Consider the following 22,439-nt stretch of genomic DNA (forward strand, 5'->3'; position numbering starts at 1 on the left):
GTCAGTCCTGCTGTTCGAGGGCCGTGGCAAGGCGTGCCACGGCGTCCTCGACGGCGGTGACCAGCTCGCGGATGAGGATCGGCTTGACCGCCTCCAGCGCCAGCGGGCGCAGCTTCTCCAGCGCACCGATGGCGTCCGACGGCGATGGCGCCCCGTCGGTCCCGAGCTCCACCGGCCGCACCAGGAACCGTTCGGCGATGCCGACGAAGGCGTCGGCCACCCCGGACAGGTCGACGCGGACGCGTTCGAAGAGGTCGAGGACCTCCGCCAGCGGCACGCCGATCCGCGTCAGCTCCACGCCCGCCTGCAGCAGCAGGGGCGAGGGAATCAGCAGCTGGTTGGACGGCCCGGGCTCGATCAGCCGCAGCCGCATGGCTCGGGTCAGCAGGGTCGCGTCGTGCATCGCCTCGGGGAACCGGACGAGCAGCTCGGGGACCGAGACGACCTCGGGCTCCTCGGTCTGGAAGGGCGAGTTGAGGATCTGCTTGAGCGTGAGCAGGTGGCTGAAGTCCCCACCCGCCGACCAGGCGTCCAGGGTCTTGCGGATGGCCTCCAGGGAGAAGCCGCGATCCTGCAGGTAGGTGATGATGTCCAGCCGCTGCAGGTGCTCGTCGGTGTAGAAGCCGGTGCGGCCCTCGAGCTCGGGTGCGGGCAGCAGGCCCTTCTCCCGGTACGCGCGGATGTTGCGCGACGTCACTCCCGTCCGCGCGGCGAGCTCGTCGATCCGCATCCGCATGCGCCCAAGGGTACGCATCACGTGCCATCTCGTGGTGGCACGTGGCCCGACCACGGAGAGCGGACCGACCGTGCCGGCCAGGACGTCCCTACGATGCGTCCATGAGCTTCCCCCCACCGCACGTCATCGACCGCGTCGTCGGCAGCGGCGTCGTTCGTCGCCTCGAATGGCACGAGTCGACCGGCTCGACCAACGCCGACGTCAGCGCGGCGGCCGCGGCTGGCGAACCGGCTGGCCTGGTCATCGGGACCGACCTGCAGACCGCCGGGCGAGGACGCCGCGGACGGTCGTGGACGGAGTCCGCCGGCCGGGGCCTGGCCCTGTCGGTCCTCCTGCGGCCGTCGCTGCCGCCCAGCCGATGGCCGCTGCTTCCGCTGGTTGCGGGCCTCGCCGTGCACGACGCCGCCGCCTCGGTGGTGGGGACGGACCGGATCGGGCTCAAGTGGCCCAACGACCTGCTGCTGGACGACACCAAGACGTCGGGCATCCTCGTGGAGGCGCTCAACGACGCGGTCGTGATCGGCATGGGGATCAACATCGACTGGCGCGGGGTCGATCGTCCCGCCGACCTCCGGGCCACCAGCCTCGCCGAGGCGACGGACGCCGACGTCGACCGGGCCGCGGTGCTGGTGGAGCTGCTCGAGGCGCTCGGTCGGTGGGTCGACCTCGCCGAGACCGACCCCGAGGCGATCGTGCCGGCCTACGTCAGCCGCTGCGCCACCCTGGGCACCGACGTCGTCGTGCACGGCCCCTCGACGGTGACCGGCCGAGCCGTGGGGTTGACCCACGAAGGCCACCTGCGGGTCCGTCGCGACGACGGCACCGAGGTCGTGGTGTCCGCCGGGGACGTGGAGCACCTCCGCCCCTCCACCTGAGGTCCGCCCGGCGAGCCCGAACGGTCCGTGCGTCGGGCCCTACTGGGGCGGCCCGACCTGCCCGGCCAGCAGGCGCGTGAACAGGTCGCCCGGCTGGGGGCGGATGACCGATCCGCCACCGATCGTGCCGAACGGGCCCGAGATCGTGACCTGCTCGATGTGCTCCGGCGGGATGCGCAGGGCCAGCAGTGCCAGGGGGAGGACCTCCGAGGGCGGGATGTTGTGCACGGCGCTGCGTTCGAACAGCTCCACCATGCCCAGGACGTTGGTCAGCTCGCCCCCGGACTGCGTGCGCATCTGCTGCAGGGCCGAGATGATCATCCGGCCCTGGTTGTGGCTGCGCCCGATGTCGCCGTTGGCCAGGCTCTTGCGGTCCCGTGAGAAGGCCAGCACCTGACCGGGATCGACCCGCTGGAACCCCGGCTCGAGGTTGGTGCCGCTGAACGGGTCGTGCATGGACTGCTGGACGTCGATCTCAAGCCCACCGAGACCGGTGGCCACCTGCTCCAGCGACCAGAACGACCCCAACGCCCAGAAATCGATGGGCAGGCCGCTCCACGCCTCGAGCTGCGCCTCCAGGCGTTCGGGACCACCGAACGCCAGGTGGGCGTTGACCTTGCCGCCGCCGATCGCGGAGTCGCGCGGGATGTCGACCACGGTCATCCGGGTCGTCCGGGTGTCGACCACCAGCAGGTGGATGCCGTCGGCCCGGGCAGCCATGGGGTTGCCCGGACGGTGTGGCGGTCCGCCGTCGCTGCCGATGGCCAGCACGACCAGCAGGTCGTCGTCGCCGTAGCCGGCGCCGAAGGTCATCGAACGGGTGAGCCCGGCCACCGCGAACGCGCCGACCGTGCCGAACAGGACGGCTGCCAGCACCAGCGGCAGCACGCCCGCCAGGAGGCGACGCAGGCGGCTCACGACAGCACCACCTGCAGGTCGCCGCCGTAGGTCGTGTCGGCCTCGAGGGCCACCAGCTCCGGTCCGGCGCCGCGTTCGACGAACGACGCCACCCCCGTCTGGGTCACCGGGCCGGTGACGCCGGTCAGCACGAGCGTCGCCGAGGTCGACCAGAAGAGGGTCACCGTGCCCAGCCGGGTGGTGTCCATCTGCACCTGCACGGTGGTGGCGGCGGCCACGTCGGTGACGCCCAGCACGTCGGGCCGGTCGAGCACGCCGAGGCCCTGCCGAGCCTCCGGCGGCAGGGACGCGGGATCCAGCAGCGTGGCGACCGCCGCGTCGGACAGCATCGTGTCGGTGTTGACCCACATGGCGTTCACGAAGTCGCGCAACCGGTCGCTGGCCGCGGTCACCCACTGGCCTGCGACGGCCGGATCGACCGGGGCGGGCGCCGCGCCGAAGATGCCGTCGCTGCTGGTCGACGCCAGCTGCACGCCGTCGACGCGCACCTGCACCGACGGGCCCTGCGGCAACGGCTGCGGGACCGGCGGCGTGGTCGGCACGACCTCCTCGGGCGTCGGTGTCGGCGTGACCTTCGCCAGCGCCTCGCCGTCGGCGATCACGGGCGCCCCGCTGGTGCAGGCCGCCAGCCCCAACAGGAGGACGAGGACGAGTGCGAGGGCGCGGCGTGGTCCGCTCCGGGAGCGTCGCAGGGGGTGGCTCGATGCAGGGCGAGCGGTCGAGGGGCAGGGCACGGGTCCTCCAGCGTGCCACTCGGCGGCGCGCTCGGCCCACCACCCGGCCGCGACCGGGACCGGCAACCGCGTCCCACGACGAGGAACGTCCGCCGCGGGGCCGGTAGCCTCCGCTCCATCATGGCGGCCATCCACGAACCACTGCCCCCCTGCCCTGCCTGCGGCGCCGACACCACCCGGGTGACCGAGGACGTCAGCGACGAGGTCACGGTGCTGGGCTGCGGGACGTGCACGCAGACATGGGCCGTCCGAGCCGACGACAAGGACACGACGAAGTGACCGCCTACCCCGCCCTCGGCACCGGCGCCGACCCCACCAGCGACCAGTTCTCCTCCTGGACACAGGCCAACAACGGCCTGGTCGACGACCTGCGCGACCAGCTGCGCAACGTGCGTGGCGGCGGTGGGGAGCGGGCCCGCGACCGCCACACCGAACGCGGCAAGATGCTGCCGCGCGATCGGGTCGACGCGCTGCTGGACCCGCTGTCGCCCTTCCTCGAGCTCTCGCCCATGGCCGCGCACGGGCTGTACGACGGCGACGCCCCGTCGGCCGGCATCATCACCGGGGTCGGTCGGGTCAGCGGCCGCGAGTGCGTGATCGTGGCCAACGACGCCACCGTCAAGGGCGGCACGTACTACCCGATGACGGTCAAGAAGCACCTGCGCGCCCAGGAGGTGGCGCTGGAGAACAACCTGCCGTGCATCTACCTCGTCGACTCCGGCGGCGCGTTCCTGCCCAAGCAGGACGAGGTCTTCCCCGACCGCGAGCACTTCGGCCGGATCTTCTACAACCAGGCCAACCTGTCCAAGCGTGGGATCCCCCAGATCGCCGCGGTGATGGGCTCGTGCACCGCTGGTGGTGCCTACGTCCCGGCGATGTCGGACGAAACCGTCATCGTCCGCGAGCAGGGCACCATCTTCCTGGGCGGCCCGCCCCTGGTGAAGGCCGCCACCGGTGAGGTCGTGACCGCCGAGGAGCTCGGCGGCGGCGATCTGCACAGCCGCACCTCCGGGGTGACCGACCACCTGGCCGACGACGATGCGCACGCCCTGCAGATCGTCCGTCGGATCGTCGCCTCGTTCGGGCCGAAGGCCGAGGCGCCGTGGACCCGCGAGGCGTCGATCGAACCCAAGGTCGACCCGTCCCAGCTGTACGGCGTCGTGCCGCCGGACACCAAGACCCCCTACGACGTCCGCGAGGTCATCGCGCGCATCGTCGACGGGTCGGGGTTCCAGGAGTTCAAGCAGCTGTACGGAACGACGTTGGTCACCGGCTTCGCGCGCATCCACGGCCACCCGGTCGGCATCGTCGCCAACAACGGCATCCTCTTCCGCGAGTCGGCCCTCAAGGGCGCCCACTTCATCGAGCTGTGCGACCGGCGCAAGACGCCGCTCGTGTTCCTGCAGAACATCTCCGGCTTCATGGTCGGCAAGGACTACGAGGCCGGCGGCATCGCCAAGGACGGGGCCAAGATGGTCACGGCCGTCTCGACGGCGTCGGTGCCCAAGCTGACCGTCGTGGTGGGCGGATCGTTCGGGGCCGGCAACTACGGCATGTCGGGCCGCGCCTACTCACCCCGGTTCCTGTGGATGTGGCCCAACGCGCGCATCTCGGTGATGGGTGGCGAGCAGGCCGCCACGGTCCTCGCGACGATCCGTCGCGACCGGGCGGAGGCCAAGGGGGAGGAGTGGTCCGCCGAGGACGAGGCGGCTTTCAAGCAGCCCCTGCTGGACCAGTACGAGACGCAGGGCCACCCCTACTACTCGACCGCCCGCCTGTGGGACGACGGCGTCATCGACCCCGCCGACACCCGGATGGTCCTCGGCCTGGCCCTGTCGGCCTGCGCGAACGCCCCGGTCGCCGACCCCTCCTACGGCGTCTTCCGGATGTAGCCGTCCGGTGGGTCAGCGGTCGGGGCGATTGGGGCGGTCCGACCCGGTCGAGGGCTCGGTCGGGCTGCCGAACAATCGGCGGAAGGCGGCGTCCATCACGTTGACGCCGGCGTTGGTGACGCCGCGGGCGGTCTGGCCGATGCGTTCGGTCGGCGGGGCGAACACCGCGTCCTGGATCCCGTCGCGCATGGCCTGGCGGAACTTGGGGGCCAGGTCGTCACCGGTCCGCAGCGCCTCCTCCCGCATCCGCACGATGGCGTCCTGCGTGACCTCCTCGGCCACGGCGCGGGCCTGCGCCTCCAGCTCGGGCAAGACCCGCCGCGACCACAGCCAGTACAGCACCGCACCGGTCAGCGCGGCGCTCAGCAGCGCCGTGACCACGACGAGCAACAGATCGGCCATCGCCGTGATCCTACGCCCCGACCAGCAGACGGCCCGTCGCGGTCTACCATCCGCGACCATGACCATGCAGACGAGCCACGAGACACTGCGGGTCGAGGTCGACGACCGCGGCGTCGCCACGATCACCATGGACCGACCCGAGGTCCGCAACGCCTTCAACGACACCCTCATCGGTGAGCTGTCGTCGGTTGCGGCGGCCCTCGCGACCGACGACGACGTGCGGGTGGTCGTGCTCACCGGCGGCGGGCCGGTGTTCTCCGCCGGGGCCGACCTCAACTGGATGGGGTCGATGCGGGACTGGAGCCGCGAGGAGAACGTGGCCGACTCCCGGCGGATGAACGGGATGCTCCGCAGCCTCTGGGACCTGCCCAAGCCGCTGATCGGTCGGGTCAACGGCCACGCCATCGCGGGCGGCACCGGCTTGACCGCCGTCTGCGACATCGTCGTCGCCGTCCGTGGGGCCAAGCTGGGCCTCACCGAGGCCGTGCTCGGGCTGGCCCCCGCCGTCATCTCGCCCTACGTGGTCCGCAAGATCGGGGTCTCCCACGCCCGTGCGCTGTTCGTCACCGGTGAGCTGTTCGATGCCGAGCACGCCCACCGCATCGGCTTGGTCCACCAGCTGGTCGACGACGTCGACGCCCTCGACGTGGCCGTGGCCGACACCGTCCGCCGGTGCCTGAAGGCCGGCCCACGGGCTGTTGCCGTCGCCAAGACCCTTCCCGACCTGGCGCTGGACGACCTCGACCTGGCGAGCGAGCGCACGCCCGGCATCATCGCCGAGCTGCGCGTGTCGGCGGAGGGGCAGGAGGGCATCGCCGCCTTCTTCGAGAAGCGTCCGGCCAGCTGGGTTCCGCAGTCAGAGGAGAAGTAGCAGCGTGTTCCACACCGTCCTTGTCGCCAACCGTGGCGAGATCGCCGTCCGTGTCATCCGCAGCCTGCACGCGATGGGCATCCGTGCCGTCGCCGTCTACTCCGACGCCGACGCCGAGGCGATGCACACCCGCATGGCCGACGTCGCCGTCCGGCTGGGCCCGGCAGCGGCCAGCGAGTCCTACCTCCGCCCCGAGCTGATCGTCGAGGCTGCCCGCCGCACGGGCGCACAGGCCGTCCACCCCGGCTACGGCTTCCTGTCGGAGAACGCCGGGTTCGCCCGGGCGCTCGACGAGGCCGGCATCACCTTCATCGGCCCGCCGCTGGGCGCCATCGAGGCGATGGGCGACAAGATCAGCGCCAAGGACCTGGCGATCGAGGCCGGAGCGCCTGTCGTGCCCGGTGTGCACCGTCCCGGCATGTCCGACGACGAGCTGATCGCCGAGGCCGAGGGGGTCGGCTACCCGCTGATGGTGAAGGCGTCCGCCGGCGGTGGCGGCAAGGGCATGCGGGTCGTCCGTGACCCCGCGACCCTGCAGGAGGCGATCACCGCCGCACGGCGCGAGGCGAAGGGCGGCTTCGGCGACGACACGCTGATGCTGGAGCGGTTCGTCGAACGTCCTCGCCACATCGAGATCCAGGTCCTCGCCGACACCCACGGAACCACCTTGTGGGTCGGCGAGCGCGAGTGCTCCCTGCAGCGCCGCCACCAGAAGGTCATCGAGGAGTGCCCCTCACCGGCGCTGACCCCCGAGACCCGCCGGGCCATGGGCGAGGCCGCCGTGGCCATCGCCGAACGGGTCGGCTACGTCGGCGCCGGCACCGTGGAGTTCATCACCGACGCGGCCGCCGAGGAGTTCTTCTTCCTCGAGATGAACACCCGCCTGCAGGTCGAGCACCCCGTCACCGAGGAGGTCTACGGCCTCGACCTGGTCGCCGAGCAGGTGCACATCGCTGCCGGAGAGCCGCTGTCGTTCGGCCAGGACGACCTGGTGCCGCACGGCCACGCCGTCGAGGCCCGCGTCTACGCCGAGGACCCGTCCTCGGGCTTCCTGCCGACCGGTGGGCGGGTCGTCCGGTTCGACACCCCCGCGGGGGTCAGGGTGGACTCCGGCGTCGGTCGCGGCGCCGTCGTGACCTCCGACTACGACCCGATGGTGGCCAAGGTCATCGCGGTCGGGGAGGACCGGGCCGAGGCGCTGGCCCGCCTCGACCGCGGACTGGCCGACACGACGCTGTTCGGCTTCCCCTCCAACATCACCTTCCTGCGTGCCCTGCTGGCCGACGCCGACGTGCGGTCCGGCGACATGCACACCGGCCTGATCGCCGACCGTGGCGACGCCCTGACCGACGCCACGGTGCCCGACGAGGTCTACGCCGCCGTCGGCCTGGCGACGATCGCCATCCGCGAGAGCGGCCTGTCCGGCGTCGTCGACCCCTTCGACCTGCCCGGCGGCTGGCGACTCGGCGAGGCGGGCTGGACCCGCTGGCGGCTGCGGGCGCCCGGCACCGAGGCCGTGGAGGTCAAGGTCCGGATCAGCCGCGACGGTCCCGAGGTCGTCGTCGGCGACGGCGAGGTCTGGCCCGCCGCGGTCTCGCTGGTCGGGGACCGCCTCCGGGTCGACCTGCCCAGCGGCCGCTGGACCTGGACGGTGGACCTTGCCGAGGACCGCGCCTGGATCGGCGCCGACGGCCGGGCGTGGCTGATCAGCGAGGAGGACCTGCTCGCCGCCAACCGTGGGGCCGGCCCCGGCGGTGCCAGCGGAACCCTCGTCGCGCCGATGCCCGGTTCGGTGGCTGCGGTCAGCGCCTCGGTCGGCCAGGCGGTCACGGCCGGCCAGACCCTGGTGGTGGTGGAGGCCATGAAGATGGAGCATCCGCTGACGGCCCCGTTCGACGGCGTCGTCGCCGAGGTCCACGTGCAGGCCGGTAGCCAGGTCGGCATGGAGGACCCGCTCGTGCGGGTCGAGCCAGCCGAGGACGGCACCGCCGAGGACGCCGCGTCGTGAGGCGGCCCCAGGTCCTGCCCGACCCGACCGGTGCGCTGCCCGACCGGGTCACCATCTGGGAGGTCGGCCCCCGCGACGGACTGCAGAACGAGGCAACCGTCGTGCCCGCGGCCGTCAAGACCGCGTTCATCGACCGGTTGGTCGCTGCGGGCCACACCATCGTGGAGGCCACCTCGTTCGTGCACCCCAAGTGGGTGCCGCAGCTCGCCGACGCCGCGGAGGTGCTGGCCGGCATCACCCGGGCCGAGGGGGTCGCCTTCCCCGTGCTGGTTCCCAACGACCGCGGAATGGACCGCGCCATCGAGTGCGGGGTGACCGACATCGCGGTGTTCGCAAGCGCCACCGAGGCGTTCGCCCAGAAGAACCTCAACCGCGGGCTGGAATCGCAGTTCGAGATGTTCGAGCCGGTCATGGCCCGAGCGCAGGCGGAGGGGATGCGCGTCCGCGGCTACCTCTCCATGGTCTTCGGTGACCAGTGGGAGGGCGACGTCGACCCGGCACAGGTGGTCACCGTCGGCCGCCGGCTCCTGGACCTCGGCTGCCACCAGCTCTCCCTCGGTGACACCATCGGCGTGGCCACCGCCGGCCACGTCCGGGCCGTCCTCCGGGCCTTCGCCGACGCGGGCGTCGGCATGGACCGCATCGCCGTGCACTTCCACGACACCTACGGGCAGGCGCTGGCCAACACGGTCGTGGCGCTGGAGGAGGGCGTCACCGTGGTCGATGCCTCCACCGGTGGCCTGGGCGGCTGCCCCTACGCCGAGTCGGCCACCGGCAACCTGGCGACCGAGGACCTCGTGTGGATGCTCGACGGGTTGGGGGTGCACACCGGGGTGGACCTGGCGGCGCTGGTGGACACCAGCACCTGGATGGCTGGGCACCTCGGACGACCGTCCCCGTCGCGTGTGGTGCGCGCGCTCGCGGGCTGAACGTCACCCCTCGCTCACCCTGGGTGCAAGGGGAGTGAATTGCTTTCGGTTCACCTCGTGCTGGGGTAGGGTTGGTCACGCAGCGACAGGGAGGACTGCCCCGTCGTCGCACCTTCCAGAGGGCTCTGCTGTCGGCTTGGTTCCCCCTTGGTCGACGGCGTCGTGAACCCTTGGGGCGCCTCTGTTCCCCGACAGGGGCGCCTTTCTGGTGCGACCGTTCTGGTGCCGCGTCCACTCGGTGGTGTGGCCGGGGCGGTCCACTAGTGTGGGGGACATGAGCGAACCCCGTGGTGCCGGCATGGGCGGCGGCCTGCTGTTCCTGGCCGTTGTCCTGTTCCTGGGCTACCTGGTCATCACGACCATCGTCGGCATCCTCAAGTGGATCGTCGGCGCGGTCCTCGTCCTGGCCGTCGTCGGCATGGCGCTGAAGATCGCCGACCGGAAGTAGGCGCGGCCGGCTGGGGCCGGCTGCGGCGCGTCAGTTGACGTCGTCCAGGGGCGGCAGCAGGAGGTCCTGTCCGGCGGGGTCGAGCACGCCGTTCCCGCTGGACACGTGCGGGGGCAGCCCGCGTTCGGGCGCATCGCCGAAGGTGTCGTAGTGGGCGCGCAGGAACGCGTCTGCCGTGGCCGCGTCGAACCCGTCGCAGGCCTGGCGCTGGAACCACGCCGTCAGCACGACGTCGGCCTCGTTCGGCAGGCGGATCGGGTACTCGGCGACGACCAGCTTGGGGTGGTCGCTGGTCAGCCCGGCGTCGGCCCAGGCCCGCAGGGCAGCGAGGTCCGCGGGGGAGGTGTCGACGTCGTACCAGATCACGACGTAGCCGTGCTCCAGGTTGTGGGTGGTGATGCGTGGGTCGATCACCACGTCGAAGACCCCCGAGCTGACGACCTGGCCGACATGGGGCCCCGACGACGGGGGCTGGTCGGGGTAGATCAGCGAGGGGGCGCTGTTCACCATCTCCTCGGGTCCCAGGTGGCCGCCGCCGAGGTCGGGCTGCCTGGTGTCGGCCGTGCAGCCGGCCTCGGCCAGTTCCGCGGAGGAAGAAACGGCCGGCGGGGCCGGGTCGCGGAGCTCCAGCAGCAGCCAGCCGCCGAGGCTGATCAGGACGATCGCGACGACGGCGCCGTAGACCCACAACCAGCGGGGCACGCCCCCCGATGGCGGGGGAGGAGGCGCAGCTGCGGGCCACGCCGGTGGCGGGCCGGTGGGCGGCTGGGTCGGCGGCGGCCCGGTCGGGGGTGGACCGGCCGGCGGCGGACCGGACCAACGCGGGCCCTCGGGCGGCTGGGGAAACGACATCCCCCGCAGGCTAACCGGGCGACCCCGGCACGAGATGGGCGGCCGTACACTGCGGGCCTGCCCCACGGACCGACTGGAGCCCCCGAGCCATGGCAATCTCTTTCGAGCTCACCGACGAGCAGCAGGACCTCAAGGACCTCGTCCGCGCATTCGCGGTCAACGAGGTCGCCCCACGTGCGGAGGAGATGAACGCCAAGGGCGAGTTCCCCACCGACCTGGTTCGCCAGATGGGTGACATGGGACTGTTCGGCCTGCCCTTCCCCGAGGAGTACGGCGGGTCGGGCGGGGACTACCTGTCGCTGTGCCTCGCCATCGAGGAGCTGGGCCGCGTCGACCAGTCCGTCGGCATCACCCTGGAGGCCGGCGTGGGGCTGGGTGCCCAGCCGATCTACAAGTTCGGCACCGAGCAGCAGCGCAAGGAGCTGCTGCCGCAGCTGGCCGAGGGCAAGAAGCTGGCCGGGTTCGGGCTGACCGAGCCGGGCGGCGGGTCCGACGCCGGCGGCCTGCGCACGACCGCCCGCCGTGACGGCGACCACTGGGTCATCAACGGCTCCAAGCAGTTCATCACCAACGCCGGGACCGACATCTCGGAGTTCGTGACCATCACCGCGGTCACCAACGACGACCCGCGGGAGGTCACCAACTTCGTCGTCCCGACGGGCACGCCGGGGTACACGGTCGGCAACGGCTACCGGAAGGTCGGTTGGCACGCGTCCGACACCCGTGACCTGTACTTCGAGGACGTCCGGATCCCGGCGGAGAACCAGCTCGGCGAGACGGGGCGCGGGTTCGCCAACTTCCTCAACATCCTCGACGAGGGCCGCATCGCCATCTCCGCGCTCGCGGTCGGGTTGATCCAGGGCTGCGTCGACGAGTGCGTTCGCTACGCCCACGAGCGCGAGGCCTTCGGCAAGCCGATCGGCAGCTACCAGGCGGTGGCGTTCAAGATCGCCGACCTCGAGGCCATGGCCGAGGTGGCACGCAACCAGTACTACTACGCCGCGTGGCTGCTCCAGGAGGGCAAGCCGTTCAAGAAGCAGGCGTCCATCGCCAAGCTGATGTCCACCGAGTACGCCGTCACCGCAGCCCGTGAGGCCTGCCAGATCTTCGGCGGCTACGGCTTCACCACCGAGTACCCCGTCGGCCGCTTCTACCAGGACGCCAAGATCCTGGAGATCGGCGAGGGCACCAGCGAGGTGCAGCGCATGCTCATCGCCCGGGCGCTCGGTCTGCCGCGGGGCTGAGGATCCGAGCCGGCGAGGGACGAGCCCTCGCGAGGCCCGGAGGCGCCGCGGCGGGGGTTCGAAAGGGGGCGGAGCCCCCTTGGGCAGACAGGGTCTGCCGCGGGGCTGAGGATCCGAGCTGGCGAGGGACGAGCTCTCGCGAGGCCCGGAGGCGCCGCGGCGGGGGTTCGAAAGGGGGCGGAGCCCCCTTGGGCAGACAGGGCCTGCCGCGGGGCTAGGTGATGCTGTCGCTGGCGGCGCGGTCCTGCTTGACGGCGTACATGGCGCGGTCGGCGGCCGCCACCAGGTCCTCGACCGTCAGGTCCGGTCCGGTCGTGCGGGTGCCGACGCTGGCCGTCACGCCCACGGTCGGGCTGCCCTCGTCATCGATGGGGACCCGCACGTCGGAGACGGCGATGCGGACCCGCTCGGCGAGGATCGAGGCGGAGGTTGCGTCGGTGTCGGCGGCCACCACGACGAACTCGTCACCCCCGAAGCGCACCACGAGGTCCTCGCGCCGCGCGGTCTCGGCGATCGCCGTCGCAACCGCACGCAGGACCTCGTCGCCGACGTGATGCCCGTGCTCGTCGTTGACGCGCTTGAAGCCGTCGAGGTCGATGAGCAGCATGCTGGTCGGCCCGTCCTGCGTGGTGCTGCCGATGGCGGCGAGCATCGCCTCCAGCGCACGACGGTTGGCGACGCCGGTCAACGGATCGGAGGTGGCCGCCTGCTGCGCCCGGTCCATCTCGTGCTGCATCGTCTCGACCTGTCGGGCCGACAGGGCGCCGTGCAGCGTGGCCAGGCGCTGTCGCCACAGCACACGTGACAGGGTCAGGCCGTAGTCCCGGCCCGCGGCGGCACCCTCGATGCCCGACTCGTGGGTCATCTCGGTGAGCAACCAGCGGGCGTTGGCGGTGATCTGCCAGTCAGCGGTCCGTTCGGACATCCGAGCGGCCTCCTGGGCCACTTCCAGGGCTTCGTCCCGACGGCCGGTGCGCCACAGCGCTCGCGCCAGGGCGCTGCCGACGGTGGGTCGCCCGCCGATGTGCTCGGTGTGGCTGGGGTCCGCCCACACGCTGCGCAGCTCCTCCACGGAGTCGTCGGCCAACGCGGGTGGTCGTGTCACGAGCTCGACGGCTCGCGCCGCCGCGAGGAGGTTGGGGTTGCCCAGCTTGCGGGCCGCTCCCACCGCTCGACGGGCGTAGCCGTTGCTCGTGTCGCGGTGTCGCCGGACGTCCTCGCCATCGGCCTCCTCGGGTGCGGCTCGCTCGATCTCGTCGGCCCAGCGCTGGTACACCTCGGCCAGGTTCAGCAGGTGGATCACGGGCGCCCCCGGCGCGTCAACGGGGTCGTCGCCCGGCGTGGCCTGCTCGAGGTGGGGGATGGCCAGCTCGTACAGCCGCAGCTCCAGGTAGCAGTAGCCCAACCCGTTGTGGGCCCAGCTGGTGAGCCCCCGTTCGGTGGTCTGCGACAGGTCGTACTCGGCCCTGGCGAGGTCCCGCAGGGCGGCGTCGACCCGATCCGTGCGGATCTCCGCCATCGCGCGCAGGCAGCGTGCGTTGGCCATCCACCCCGGCTCCTCCAACCGGCGTGCGGCCGCCAGACAGGCATCGGCCGCCAGGATCTGTTGCTCGTGGTTGCCGAGCGAGTGGTGCGCCACCGCGGCGGCATAGCGCAGGCCGGGTTTGTCCGGCAGCGGGATGTCGGACTGGCCGAGGACGTCCTCGACGATCGCGATGGCTTCCTCCGACCGGCCGAGCTGCACCAGCGTCAGCGCACGGCTGGCCGCCTCGTGCGGAGACACGGGCATCGCGGTGACGGCGGGGGCAGCAGGTTCGGTCGACATGGGGCTCTTGAGGAGGTCCACGGTAGCCCGACCGAGGCGCGAGGGTGGGCCTTCGTGCCCGAGATCGTTCGCTGCGTGGGAACGAAAGAGGCCGACCGCTTGGGTGCCACGGTCGGCCTCTTGAAATCGACCGGGCAGGTAGCCCGTGGGTCGGAGACGGCATCGACCGTCGATCGGACGGGATGCCTTGCTGTGGATCATGTTCGCCGATGACGGCACCGATCCTCCAACCCAGCACGCACTTGGGTCGCACGGTCCGTCACACAGGGTGATCCGTGGTCAGGTTGTCCCCGTGTCGGTCAGCGACGCGGACGATCTGTCGGGGCGGTCGGGGCCTCGTCCATCGCTCGGGTGTCGCCGGCCCACTCGCGGAGCCGGGCCAGGCCCTCCTCGGGGGCCAGCACGACCAACCGGTCACCTGCTTCGACCGCCCGGCTGGCCCTGGGCTTGTTTACCCACCGGCCGGCCCGCTGCAGGGCCAGCACGTCGGCGCCGGTTGCCGTGCGGAGCTTCAGGTCCCGCAGCGTCCGGCCGACCATCGGCGATCCGTCCTGCACGATCGCATCGTTGATCTGCTCCTCGGTGTCGCTCAGCGCCGCGCGGATGACCGGGTGGGTCTCCTCCGGGGACTCCGCCAGGCGGGTCATCTCCTGGGCGGCGTCGGCGATGGCCTCCGCGGACAGCCCGATCTGCAGCAGCGCCCGCAGGTCGTCCAGCTCGTCGTCGTCGGTCAGCTCCCGCGCCGCGCGCAGGACCCAGTGCTGCAGCTGGTGGTACAGCGCGTCGCAGCGGTCCTCGATGCCCGACACCTCGCTGGCCAGGCCCGTGTCGTCGAACAGGACCGCGGAGTAGGCCAGCCCGACGGCGGCCTCCGCGGCGTTCTTCATCTCCACGAGGATGTCCACCGCCCGGTCGAGGTCGGTCAGGCGGCCCCCCGCGACGGGCTTGTGCAGGCCGAGCGGTTTGCCGCCGGCCAGCTCGCGCATCAGGTCCACGCCCTCCGCCGGACCCTGCATGAACAGGACGTCCCCCCGCAGGAGCGTCATGCCGGCGTCCGGACCGTGCTCGTACTCCACCTCCCGCCGGACCGCGATCACCCACATGCCGGTCCGGGCCGGTAGGGCGAGGTCGCGAAGCGTGGCGCCGATCATCTCCGAGCCCTTGCGGATCTTGACGCGCGCGGTCACCTCGTCGGCGTAGCGCAGGTCGTCCCGGAGCGCCGGGGGCACACCGAGGTTGCGCAGCTGGACGCGGGCAACGTCCTCCGCGGCGTCGGCGATCGCCTCCATGGCGTTGACCAGCGCGAGCACCCCGGCGAGCTGCTGGGCGTCCTCCGGGGACCGGCTGGCGAGCATGCACATGATCCGGAGCTCGCGGACCGCTTCCCCCATGCGGTCCTCCAGCCGGAGCACTTCGCGAGCCAGCTTCTCCTCGTCCAGGAACACGGAGGCGAACGCGAGGTCGAGCATCAGCTCGGTCGCGTCCTTGCCCGCGCTCAGCAGGTCTTTGACGGTTCGGCGCATCTAGAGGATCACCACTATCCCAACAGTCAGGCAGAGGATGCCAACGAAGTCCATGGTCGAGGTCACGAGCGGGATACCGACGTTGTCGGGATCCAGGCCGAACCTGAACGAGGCGGTCGCCGCGTAGTAGCCCACGGCGAAGATCATGAGGACCGCCAGCAGGCCGGCGGTGATGGTCACGCCGATGAGGCGGACGACGCCCGGTCCGCCGTAGCCGAGCAGCCCGGCTGCGGCGGCGGTCAGCAGGCCGACCGCGAGGTACCCGACGGTCGCGAACAGCACGGTCAGCGTGCCCTCGAGCCAGGCCGGCCGCTTGGGGATCGCCGTGGGGTCCAGCAGGCCGAGGTGCAGCTGGCTGGACAGCCGGGCGGAGAGGATCCCGCCGATCGCGCCGGAGCTGGCGATGAAGGGGGGCACGGCCACGAGCAGCGCGACGCTGGTGATCAGCGTCTCCTTGCGGGCCTCGAGCACCGACCCGGCGAGGATGCCCATCGCGGCGGTGTACAGCAGGATCGGCAGGCTCTCCCGTGTGACCCGTCGCACGGTGTCGGCCGAGGAGCGAAGCCCGAGCACGGCGGCGGCGAGGGCCAGGACGACCAGCGACCACCCGAGCACCCCGCTGACGGTGTCGTTGCCGAGCGTCAGCGTGCCGACGATGAGCGCCGGAAGGGTGGTGATGTCGGCGGCGGCGGACACGATCGGGGTGCCGATGGCGTCCATGTCCCAGCTCTGTCGTTCCGCGAACCGGGTCAGGGCGAGCACGACGCCCAGCGTGGCCAACGACGACAGGACGGCGCCCACCATCGACACGAGCACGAGGTCGGTGAACGAGATCGTCTCGAAGCCGACCACCAGCCCCATCAGCCGTGCGGCTGCGGCAAGGACCACGCCGGTGACGATGCTCAGCACGACGGCGGCCTCGACGTTCTGCCCGAGGAAGGATCGGCGGGCGATCGACCCGTCGAGCTGACCGGTCAGCATGCCGGTGCCGAGGCGGGCCCCCAGCGCGCCGAAGATGGCCCCCCGCATCCCGATCGCGGCCGGCGCCAGGACCAGCAGGCCCGGCAGCTCCTCCAGCAGCTGGTCCATGGCCCCGAGGACGATGCCGGCCATCAGGGTGATGCCGATGCCGATGGAGAGGGCGAGCACCCCCTGACGGATCGTCCGCTGCTCGTGGAGCCAGTGCTGGAGGACCTCGGTCAGGACGGGGAAGCGGGCGCGTCGCCGGAGGACGTCCACCAACGCACGGACGCCGGCCAGGAAGGCAGCGACAGCACGGGAGAGCGGACGGGGTGACACGCGGCGGGAGTCTACGGGCGCCTGCTGACGGGACGGTGACGCCGGGCGGGGGAACGCGCTTCCCGTCGGGTCCTGCCGGCCACTGGGCAGCAGTTCTCGAAAAAGAACTCAATGACCCTTCGTAGCGGACCGATACCCAGAGTGATGCAGATGGCGTCCGGTGACGCCGCCCCACTCGTGAAGGTTTCCGCCGCATGTTCCGTCAGCTCCGCACTGTCGCCCTCCTGGTCTCCGCCCTGCTCGTCCTGAGCGCAGGTGCTGCCTCCGCTGCCGAGGTCGTCCCCGAAGCCGAAACGATGTTCCTCGACCTCCTCAACGCCTCGCGCGCCGAGGAGGGCCACGGCCCCATGACGATGAACACCGAGCTGTCGGGCATCGCCCGTGACTGGTCCCACGTCATGCAGGCCGAGGACCGGATGTACCACAACCCCAGCTACAGCCAGCAGTACACCGGCCAGTGGGAGGCCATGGGCGAGAACGTCGGCACGATGTACTGGCCCGGCGGGCAGACCCAGCAGATGGTCGAGGGCCTGCACGACGCCTTCATGAACTCCGCAGGCCACCGTCGCAACATCATGGGCGACTACAACCAAGCCGGGATCGGCGTGGTCCGCCACGGCGACGACATGTGGGTGACCGTCAACTTCCTTCGTGGCGAGGTGCCGGCGCAGGACGGCGGCCAGGCCGAGCCCGAGGTCGAGCGTTTCGAGTCCGCGCCGTCCGGCGACGAGGCTCCGGCCGAGCAGCCCGAGGAGCGCCCCAACGCCGACAAGCCGTACTACAGCCGCCGCTGATCGGCTCCCCAGACCTTGCTGGACGGCCGCCTCCATCGGAGGCGGCCGTCGCACGTCCGAGGCTGGTCCCGGCGGTATCGTCCCGACCATGACCGACCCGGCCACGAGCGACCCGGCCCAGAGCGACCCTGCCTCCGCCCTGCCCCCACGGCGGGTCAGCGACAGCGAGGTCACGTTCGTGCGGACGATGAACCAGCTCGACGCCAACCGGGCCGGCAACGTGCACGGCGGGGTGATCATGCGTGAGGTCGACGAGGCCGCCGGCACGACGGCCGCCCGCCACTGCGGACGACTTGCGGTCACCGCTGCGATCGACGAGCTGTCGTTCTACTCACCCGTCGGCGTGGGCGACCTCCTCATCGTGCGGGCGCGTGTCAACGACGTCGGGCGCACCTCCCTCGAGGTCGGGGTGCGGGTGGACGCCGAACCCTGGGAGGGCGGCGAACGACGACACACGACCAGCGCCTACCTGGTCTTCGTGGCCCTCGACGAGGACGGGAAGCCGGTCGAGGTGCCCCCGCTGGTCGTGGAGGGAGAGGAGGCGCTGCGTCGCCAGGCCCAGGCGCGGGTGCGACGCCGGCTGCGCAAGGAACGCATCGCCGCGGTTCGCGACGCCTGACCGCACACATCGGGCAGGAACCCGGGGTGGGCGTGTCGAACCTTCCGGGCAGAGCCCGCGCCGGCGGGCACGCCGACCCGGAGTACCGATGCGATCCCGACTGCTGGCCCTCGTGGCCGTCCTCACCCTCCTCACCACCGTCAGCGCCTCGGCGTTGCCCGGCCTCGGCTCCGTTGCCGGCCTGGCACCCGTGAAGTGCACGCCCGAGGACATCACCGTCGACGGCAGGGTCTTCCCCGAGCCGCGCCTGTCGGCCACGTTCCTGACGTTCGCCGACTTCGAGTGCGGCATCGGGGTGCTGGACGAGGTCCACCCCGGGCTGGTCGACATCACCGAGCTGGACGAGCCCAGCCGTGGCGGTGCGCCGGTCTACGACATCCGCGTCACCGACGAGTCGGTCCCGGTGAGCGAGAAGCGTCACCTGCTCATCCTGTCCTCGATCCACGGCAACGAGCACGCGGGCCGCGAGGGGGCGGCCCGCGTGATCGAGGACATGGTCGACCAGCGCAACGACCAGGAGTTCATCCAGGAGACGTTGGCGCAGTTCGTCGTCCACTTCGTCTTCCCCAACCCCGACGGGTGGATCAACGGCGACATGACCCACGCCGACGGTGGCGTCAACTTCACGCGCGCCAACGACGGCAGCCGTGACCTGAACCGCAACTTCCCCGTCCAGGGCTACCTGCGGGCCTCCAACGGCACGCTCGACCAGCCCGAGGGGCGTGGCCTGGACGCGCTGCTGGCAGAGTTCGCCGACCTCGAGCACGACAGCGACGACCCCGACTACCGCGGCTGGTACCTGGGCACCGACAACCACGGCCAGGGCGTCAAGCCGGTCGCCGCGTCGGGCCTGCAGATCGTCGGCCAGTTCGACTACCGGAAGTCCGAGCGGCTGGCCCGCTTCGCCGACTCGATCTCCGACAACATCGAGGGCATCGCCCTGGAGTCCATCGAGGTCCTCAACCAGGCCACCGGCGGCGCCGTGCAGCCCTACGAGTGGGGCACCCTGTACGACATCTTGGGCTACTCCGCCGCCGGGTCGGGCATCGACTACTACAACTCGCCGGCAACCCAGGACGGCCTCGGTGTCGAGGGCACCGGCTTCGCGACGGAGATGACCGCGTCGAACCTGCCGTTCTCCAACATCCTGACCCACCCCGGTGAGGTCAACCAGATGTGGGTCGACACCGTGCGAGCCATCAACTACGCCATGTTCAAGACGGCTGTTGATCCCCTCACCCACACCTTCCCGGTCGGCGGCCGGACGGCCTACGTCGAGGACCCGACCCCGACCTCCTCCATCGACAGCAACGGGTTCGGCGACGGCAACGACGACATCCCCGCCAACTTCACCGGTGACGACCCCGAGGTCGACCCGGACTTCTCCTTCACCCACTACACGGTCTCGCGGATGAAGTTCTTCACCGACCTCAACCGCTTCGCCGACAACCCCCTGGACGCCGTCCGGATCCCCGACGTGCTGTCGGGTGACGTTGACCTGTCGAGCTACGACTCGCTGGTGCTCGCCGACGAGGTCATGCCCGAGGGCAATGACCTGGCCGGCTGGGTCACGGCCCTGACCGGCTTCGTCGAGGGCGGCGGCAACCTGGTCGTCACCGACGGCGCGGCACCGCTCCTGGCCGACCTGTTCCCTGGCATCGACGCCGGCGACGTGACCGCGACCAACCGCAACGTCGGCTACGTCGACTTCCTCGACACCTCCGAGGACCACCTCAACGAGGGGCTGCGCGGTGTGGCGTCGCAGACGTGGGATGTCATCCCGGTCGGCTTCCCCGACAACGCCGGCGCGGCCCCGAACTGGACGGTCTCCCAGGACGCCTGGGACGCCCTCCCCGGCGCCGTCACCGCTGGCACCAACGGGTCGGGCCGGACCATCTACGGCCAGGCCGACCTGGGCGAGGGCACCGTGACGTTCCTCGGCGCCCTCCTGCCCGAGCCGACGGAGGACTACTTCCACCCATACGGCCTGCAGAACTACGCCGTCACCTACACCGGCTACACCCTGCTGGAGAACATGCTGGACCACCAGCGGTAGCCGGGGCCGGACCCCCCTCCACCGGATGGAATCGACTCCACCGGTGGAGGGATCTGCTGGCCGGTGACGGCGAAACCGCTCGAATCCCGGGCCGGGCGGTCGGAATCGACTCCAGCGCTTGCCGCGCCGGACGGATTCGGAGTCGAATCCATCCCGGGGCGGGTCGCCCGGGCAGCCGCGGTCGACCGGCCCGGGACGCAGGTCAGCGGCGTTTCAGCGACTGGGCGTCCCGGTAGATGCGGCCCCACGAGCGGGCGGTCTGGCGGTAGGCGGCGGTGTCGGCGCGGAGGGCGGCGTTCTCCGAGGCGGCACGGATGCGCCGCCAACCCTCCAGCCGGTCGGGGTCCAGCGTCCCGTCGTCGAGGGCGGCGAGGACCGCGCAGCCGGGTTCGCCGTCGTGGCGACAGTCCCCGAAGCGGCAGCTGCCTGCCAGCTCCTCGATCTCCGGGAACGCCGCGGCCATGCCGTCCTCGACCACGCCGAGGCCGAGCGTCCGCAGGCCCGGGGTGTCCAGGACCGCCCCGCCGCCCGGCAGGGCCACGAGCTCGCGGTGGGTAGTGGTGTGACGCCCCTTGCCGTCGACGGCCCGGACGTCCTGGGTGACCAGGACCTCCTCGCCGACCAGCGCGTTGGTGAGCGTGGACTTGCCGACTCCCGACGCGCCGAGCAGGACGATGGTCCGGTCCGGCGCGAGGCGGGCGCGCAGCTCCTCCACCCCCTCGCCGGTGACGGGGGAGATCGGCGTCACCTCGACGCCGATGGCGGCCTGTTCGGCCTTGGCGATGGCGATGTCGCGGCGTTCGACGAGGTCGACCTTGGTCAGGAGGACCAGCGGTTGGGCCCCGGACTCGTAGGCCATCACGACCCCGCGTTCCAGCCGGCGGACGTTGGGTTCCTCGCTGGCGACCACGACGACCCCGACGATGTCGACGTTGGCCGCGAGGACCTGGTCGGCTTCGTTGGACGAGCGCTGGCCGTGGGTGTTGGGGCGCGTCATCGACGTCGTGCGCGTCGCGACGCCGCCCAGCAGCCCGTGGTCGGGACCCGCGTGGGGGTCGGGGTGGACGACGACCCAGTCGCCGGTGACCGGTGGGGCGGTCGCCGGCGTCCAGGTCACGCGGACATGGCCGGCCGCGGTGAGGACGGTCGCGGCGCCACGATCGGCGCGGACCACCCGACCGTGGACGCCGTCGCCGTCGGCGTCGATGGAGTCGAGCAGGGCAGGCCAGGGGCCGCCGTACCCGACGGTGGACAGGTCAGGGGTGCTGCTGGGATGTTCGGCTGGCGGGATGGCAGGCCGGGGAATGGCACGTTCGGGAATGACAGGTTCGGACAACGCAGTGCTCCTGTGGAGTTCGGGCTGGTCGATCGCCCGAGCGGAGCCGAATGCGTCGGCTGGTCAGGCGGCCGTGGTCGAGGAGGAGGGACGGAACGGCATGGCGAAGCAGATGGCTTCCATGGGGCCTCACCTCCTGGCTGCTCGACGACAACGGCGCCCGAACGGCGTCCGTGGTGACCAACGCTACGCCACCTTCTCCTCCGTGGCCACCTTCTTCAGCCCCACATCGTCGTAGCCACGGGCGATGACCAGGCCCGTCCCGGCCGGCAGCGTCCGCGCGACGAGGAACAGCAACGCCTCGTCGACCCGGTCCGCGGCGTGCAGGACGCGTCCTCCTCCCCCGATCGCCTCGCTGAGCAACGTGGCCTGGGTGCGCCCGCCGACCGCCCAGGCTCCCTCGTCGCCCGGGTCGTCGACGAAGTCGTCGGGCTGGGCCAGCACGTCCACCACCGTCAACGCGTCGCCCGGCACCGGACCCATGGGCCGTCCCCCCATCCCGATGCCGACCAGCAGGTCCCCGCCCTCGGGTTCGTCGGCCTCGTGGACCACGTGCACGTCGCACTCGCCCTCCACCGCAACGGCCGCGCCGGTGGCCCACGCGGCCAGGCTCAGCACCGGGGCCATCCAGTGGGCCGGCATGTCCAGCCGCACCTGCGCGCCGAGCCCGGCGTCGAAGTGGTCCAGCAACAGGTTGGCGCCCTTGGACGCCCAGTTGTGCAACGTCGCCCAGCTGAGCTCGGTTCGCTCGCCGGTGTCGGCGTCGCGGAACACCACGGCAGGGGAGTGGCCCAGCTCGCGGGCACGGGCGGTCAACGCGTCGTGGATCGTCATGGCCGCCGAGGGTAGTGGCGGCGCCGAACGGCTGTGTCCGGATGACACGAGTCCGTCGCCCAGGTGTCAGTCGGGGAGTTCCCCATCGGCCGGGTGTTCCGCGTGTCGGGAGGGCGACGACGATACGATCGCACGGTGTCCGCTGGCCATGCGCCTCCCCGCATCGTGCCGCGACCGACAGTTCCTGCTTCCCGAACGACGGATCCCTGCGACCCCGTCCCGATGACCCTGGAGGGCCAAGCAA

The 22,439-nt window shown here is 71.5% G+C and carries 21 protein-coding genes; 11 read left to right on the forward strand and 10 right to left on the reverse strand.

Annotated elements, in window-relative coordinates; all coding sequences use genetic code 11:
* Window position 1: 1 nt before the first annotated feature.
* The gene (locus DVS28_RS04560) at window positions 2-754 is read right to left on the reverse strand and encodes a MerR family transcriptional regulator (protein WP_114590407.1); all 753 of its coding nucleotides are present in this window, start codon (window positions 752-754) and stop codon (window positions 2-4) included.
* An 83-nt stretch (window positions 755-837) separates the two neighbouring features.
* On the opposite strand from DVS28_RS04560, the gene DVS28_RS04565 reads away from it, so the two are divergent.
* Entirely contained in the window at window positions 838-1,611 is a 774-nt protein-coding gene (locus DVS28_RS04565; RefSeq protein WP_114590408.1) for a biotin--[acetyl-CoA-carboxylase] ligase, read from the forward strand.
* A gap of 39 nt (window positions 1,612-1,650) precedes the next feature.
* On the opposite strand, the gene DVS28_RS04570 is transcribed toward DVS28_RS04565, so the two are convergent.
* Together DVS28_RS04570 and DVS28_RS04575 are read right to left on the reverse strand one after the other, a co-directional pair.
* On the reverse strand, window positions 1,651-2,529 hold the full coding sequence (locus DVS28_RS04570; RefSeq protein ID WP_114590409.1) for an LCP family protein: 879 nt from the start codon (window positions 2,527-2,529) through the stop codon (window positions 1,651-1,653).
* Window positions 2,526-3,131: a hypothetical protein gene (locus DVS28_RS04575; protein ID WP_164709922.1), complete on the reverse strand. Its 606-nt coding sequence runs from the start codon at window positions 3,129-3,131 to the stop codon at window positions 2,526-2,528. The genes DVS28_RS04570 and DVS28_RS04575 overlap by 4 nt, the downstream gene beginning before the upstream one ends.
* A gap of 252 nt (window positions 3,132-3,383) precedes the next feature.
* On the opposite strand from DVS28_RS04575, the gene DVS28_RS28130 reads away from it, so the two are divergent.
* Both DVS28_RS28130 and DVS28_RS04580 read left to right on the forward strand, forming a co-directional pair.
* Entirely contained in the window at window positions 3,384-3,542 is a 159-nt protein-coding gene (locus DVS28_RS28130; protein WP_164709923.1) for a hypothetical protein, read from the forward strand.
* A complete protein-coding gene (locus DVS28_RS04580; RefSeq protein ID WP_114590411.1) occupies window positions 3,503-5,155 on the forward strand; it encodes a carboxyl transferase domain-containing protein in 1,653 nt (550 codons plus the stop codon). Before DVS28_RS28130 ends, DVS28_RS04580 begins: the two co-directional genes overlap by 40 nt.
* Window positions 5,156-5,167: 12 nt before the next feature.
* Here the strand turns inward: DVS28_RS04580 and DVS28_RS04585 are convergent, their stop codons facing one another.
* The gene (locus DVS28_RS04585; protein ID WP_114590412.1) at window positions 5,168-5,557 is read right to left on the reverse strand and encodes a hypothetical protein; all 390 of its coding nucleotides are present in this window, start codon (window positions 5,555-5,557) and stop codon (window positions 5,168-5,170) included.
* 58 nt (window positions 5,558-5,615) lie between these two features.
* Between DVS28_RS04585 and DVS28_RS04590 the strand changes: the two genes are divergently transcribed.
* The 4 genes from DVS28_RS04590 (at window position 5,616) to DVS28_RS28135 (ending at window position 9,813) form a co-directional block, all read left to right on the forward strand.
* Window positions 5,616-6,428: an enoyl-CoA hydratase-related protein gene (locus DVS28_RS04590; protein WP_216826392.1), complete on the forward strand. Its 813-nt coding sequence runs from the start codon at window positions 5,616-5,618 to the stop codon at window positions 6,426-6,428.
* A gap of 4 nt (window positions 6,429-6,432) precedes the next feature.
* On the forward strand, window positions 6,433-8,436 hold the full coding sequence (locus DVS28_RS04595; RefSeq protein ID WP_114590413.1) for an acetyl/propionyl/methylcrotonyl-CoA carboxylase subunit alpha: 2,004 nt from the start codon (window positions 6,433-6,435) through the stop codon (window positions 8,434-8,436).
* Window positions 8,433-9,365, forward strand: coding sequence for a hydroxymethylglutaryl-CoA lyase (locus DVS28_RS04600; RefSeq protein WP_114590414.1), 933 nt, complete (start codon window positions 8,433-8,435; stop codon window positions 9,363-9,365). The genes DVS28_RS04595 and DVS28_RS04600 overlap by 4 nt, the downstream gene beginning before the upstream one ends.
* A gap of 274 nt (window positions 9,366-9,639) precedes the next feature.
* Window positions 9,640-9,813, forward strand: a complete 174-nt coding sequence (locus DVS28_RS28135) for a hypothetical protein (RefSeq protein WP_164709924.1) — start codon at window positions 9,640-9,642, stop codon at window positions 9,811-9,813.
* Window positions 9,814-9,843: 30 nt separating this feature from the next.
* On the opposite strand, the gene DVS28_RS04605 is transcribed toward DVS28_RS28135, so the two are convergent.
* Complete coding sequence (locus DVS28_RS04605; protein WP_114590415.1) at window positions 9,844-10,665, reverse strand: DUF3105 domain-containing protein; 822 nt, start codon at window positions 10,663-10,665, stop codon at window positions 9,844-9,846.
* An 89-nt stretch (window positions 10,666-10,754) separates the two neighbouring features.
* On the opposite strand from DVS28_RS04605, the gene DVS28_RS04610 reads away from it, so the two are divergent.
* Window positions 10,755-11,909, forward strand: coding sequence for an acyl-CoA dehydrogenase family protein (locus tag DVS28_RS04610; RefSeq protein ID WP_114590416.1), 1,155 nt, complete (start codon window positions 10,755-10,757; stop codon window positions 11,907-11,909).
* A gap of 214 nt (window positions 11,910-12,123) precedes the next feature.
* Here the strand turns inward: DVS28_RS04610 and DVS28_RS04615 are convergent, their stop codons facing one another.
* From DVS28_RS04615 to DVS28_RS04625, 3 genes are all read right to left on the reverse strand, one after another.
* Window positions 12,124-13,734, reverse strand: a complete 1,611-nt coding sequence (locus DVS28_RS04615) for a GGDEF domain-containing protein (protein WP_216826393.1) — start codon at window positions 13,732-13,734, stop codon at window positions 12,124-12,126.
* Between the two features lie 299 nt (window positions 13,735-14,033).
* Entirely contained in the window at window positions 14,034-15,257 is a 1,224-nt protein-coding gene (locus DVS28_RS04620; RefSeq protein WP_114590418.1) for a potassium channel family protein, read from the reverse strand.
* Window positions 15,258-16,556, reverse strand: coding sequence for a magnesium transporter (locus DVS28_RS04625; protein WP_114590419.1), 1,299 nt, complete (start codon window positions 16,554-16,556; stop codon window positions 15,258-15,260).
* A gap of 194 nt (window positions 16,557-16,750) precedes the next feature.
* On the opposite strand from DVS28_RS04625, the gene DVS28_RS04630 reads away from it, so the two are divergent.
* The 3 genes from DVS28_RS04630 to DVS28_RS04640 all read left to right on the forward strand — a co-directional run bounded on the left by DVS28_RS04630 (window position 16,751) and on the right by DVS28_RS04640 (window position 20,025).
* Window positions 16,751-17,350, forward strand: coding sequence for a CAP domain-containing protein (locus DVS28_RS04630; protein WP_114590420.1), 600 nt, complete (start codon window positions 16,751-16,753; stop codon window positions 17,348-17,350).
* Window positions 17,351-17,438: 88 nt separating this feature from the next.
* The gene (locus DVS28_RS04635) at window positions 17,439-17,969 is read left to right on the forward strand and encodes an acyl-CoA thioesterase (RefSeq protein WP_216826394.1); all 531 of its coding nucleotides are present in this window, start codon (window positions 17,439-17,441) and stop codon (window positions 17,967-17,969) included.
* Between the two features lie 88 nt (window positions 17,970-18,057).
* The gene (locus DVS28_RS04640; protein ID WP_114590421.1) at window positions 18,058-20,025 is read left to right on the forward strand and encodes a M14 family zinc carboxypeptidase; all 1,968 of its coding nucleotides are present in this window, start codon (window positions 18,058-18,060) and stop codon (window positions 20,023-20,025) included.
* Window positions 20,026-20,227: 202 nt separating this feature from the next.
* On the opposite strand, the gene rsgA is transcribed toward DVS28_RS04640, so the two are convergent.
* Together rsgA and DVS28_RS04650 are read right to left on the reverse strand one after the other, a co-directional pair.
* On the reverse strand, window positions 20,228-21,361 hold the full coding sequence (gene rsgA, locus DVS28_RS04645) for a ribosome small subunit-dependent GTPase A (protein ID WP_164709925.1): 1,134 nt from the start codon (window positions 21,359-21,361) through the stop codon (window positions 20,228-20,230).
* A gap of 186 nt (window positions 21,362-21,547) precedes the next feature.
* Window positions 21,548-22,195 (reverse strand): TIGR03089 family protein, encoded by a 648-nt coding sequence (locus DVS28_RS04650; protein ID WP_114590423.1) that lies wholly within the window; start codon window positions 22,193-22,195, stop codon window positions 21,548-21,550.
* Window positions 22,196-22,439 lie beyond the last annotated feature (244 nt).

Source organism: Euzebya pacifica, from assembly GCF_003344865.1.
GTDB lineage: Bacteria > Actinomycetota > Nitriliruptoria > Euzebyales > Euzebyaceae > Euzebya > Euzebya pacifica.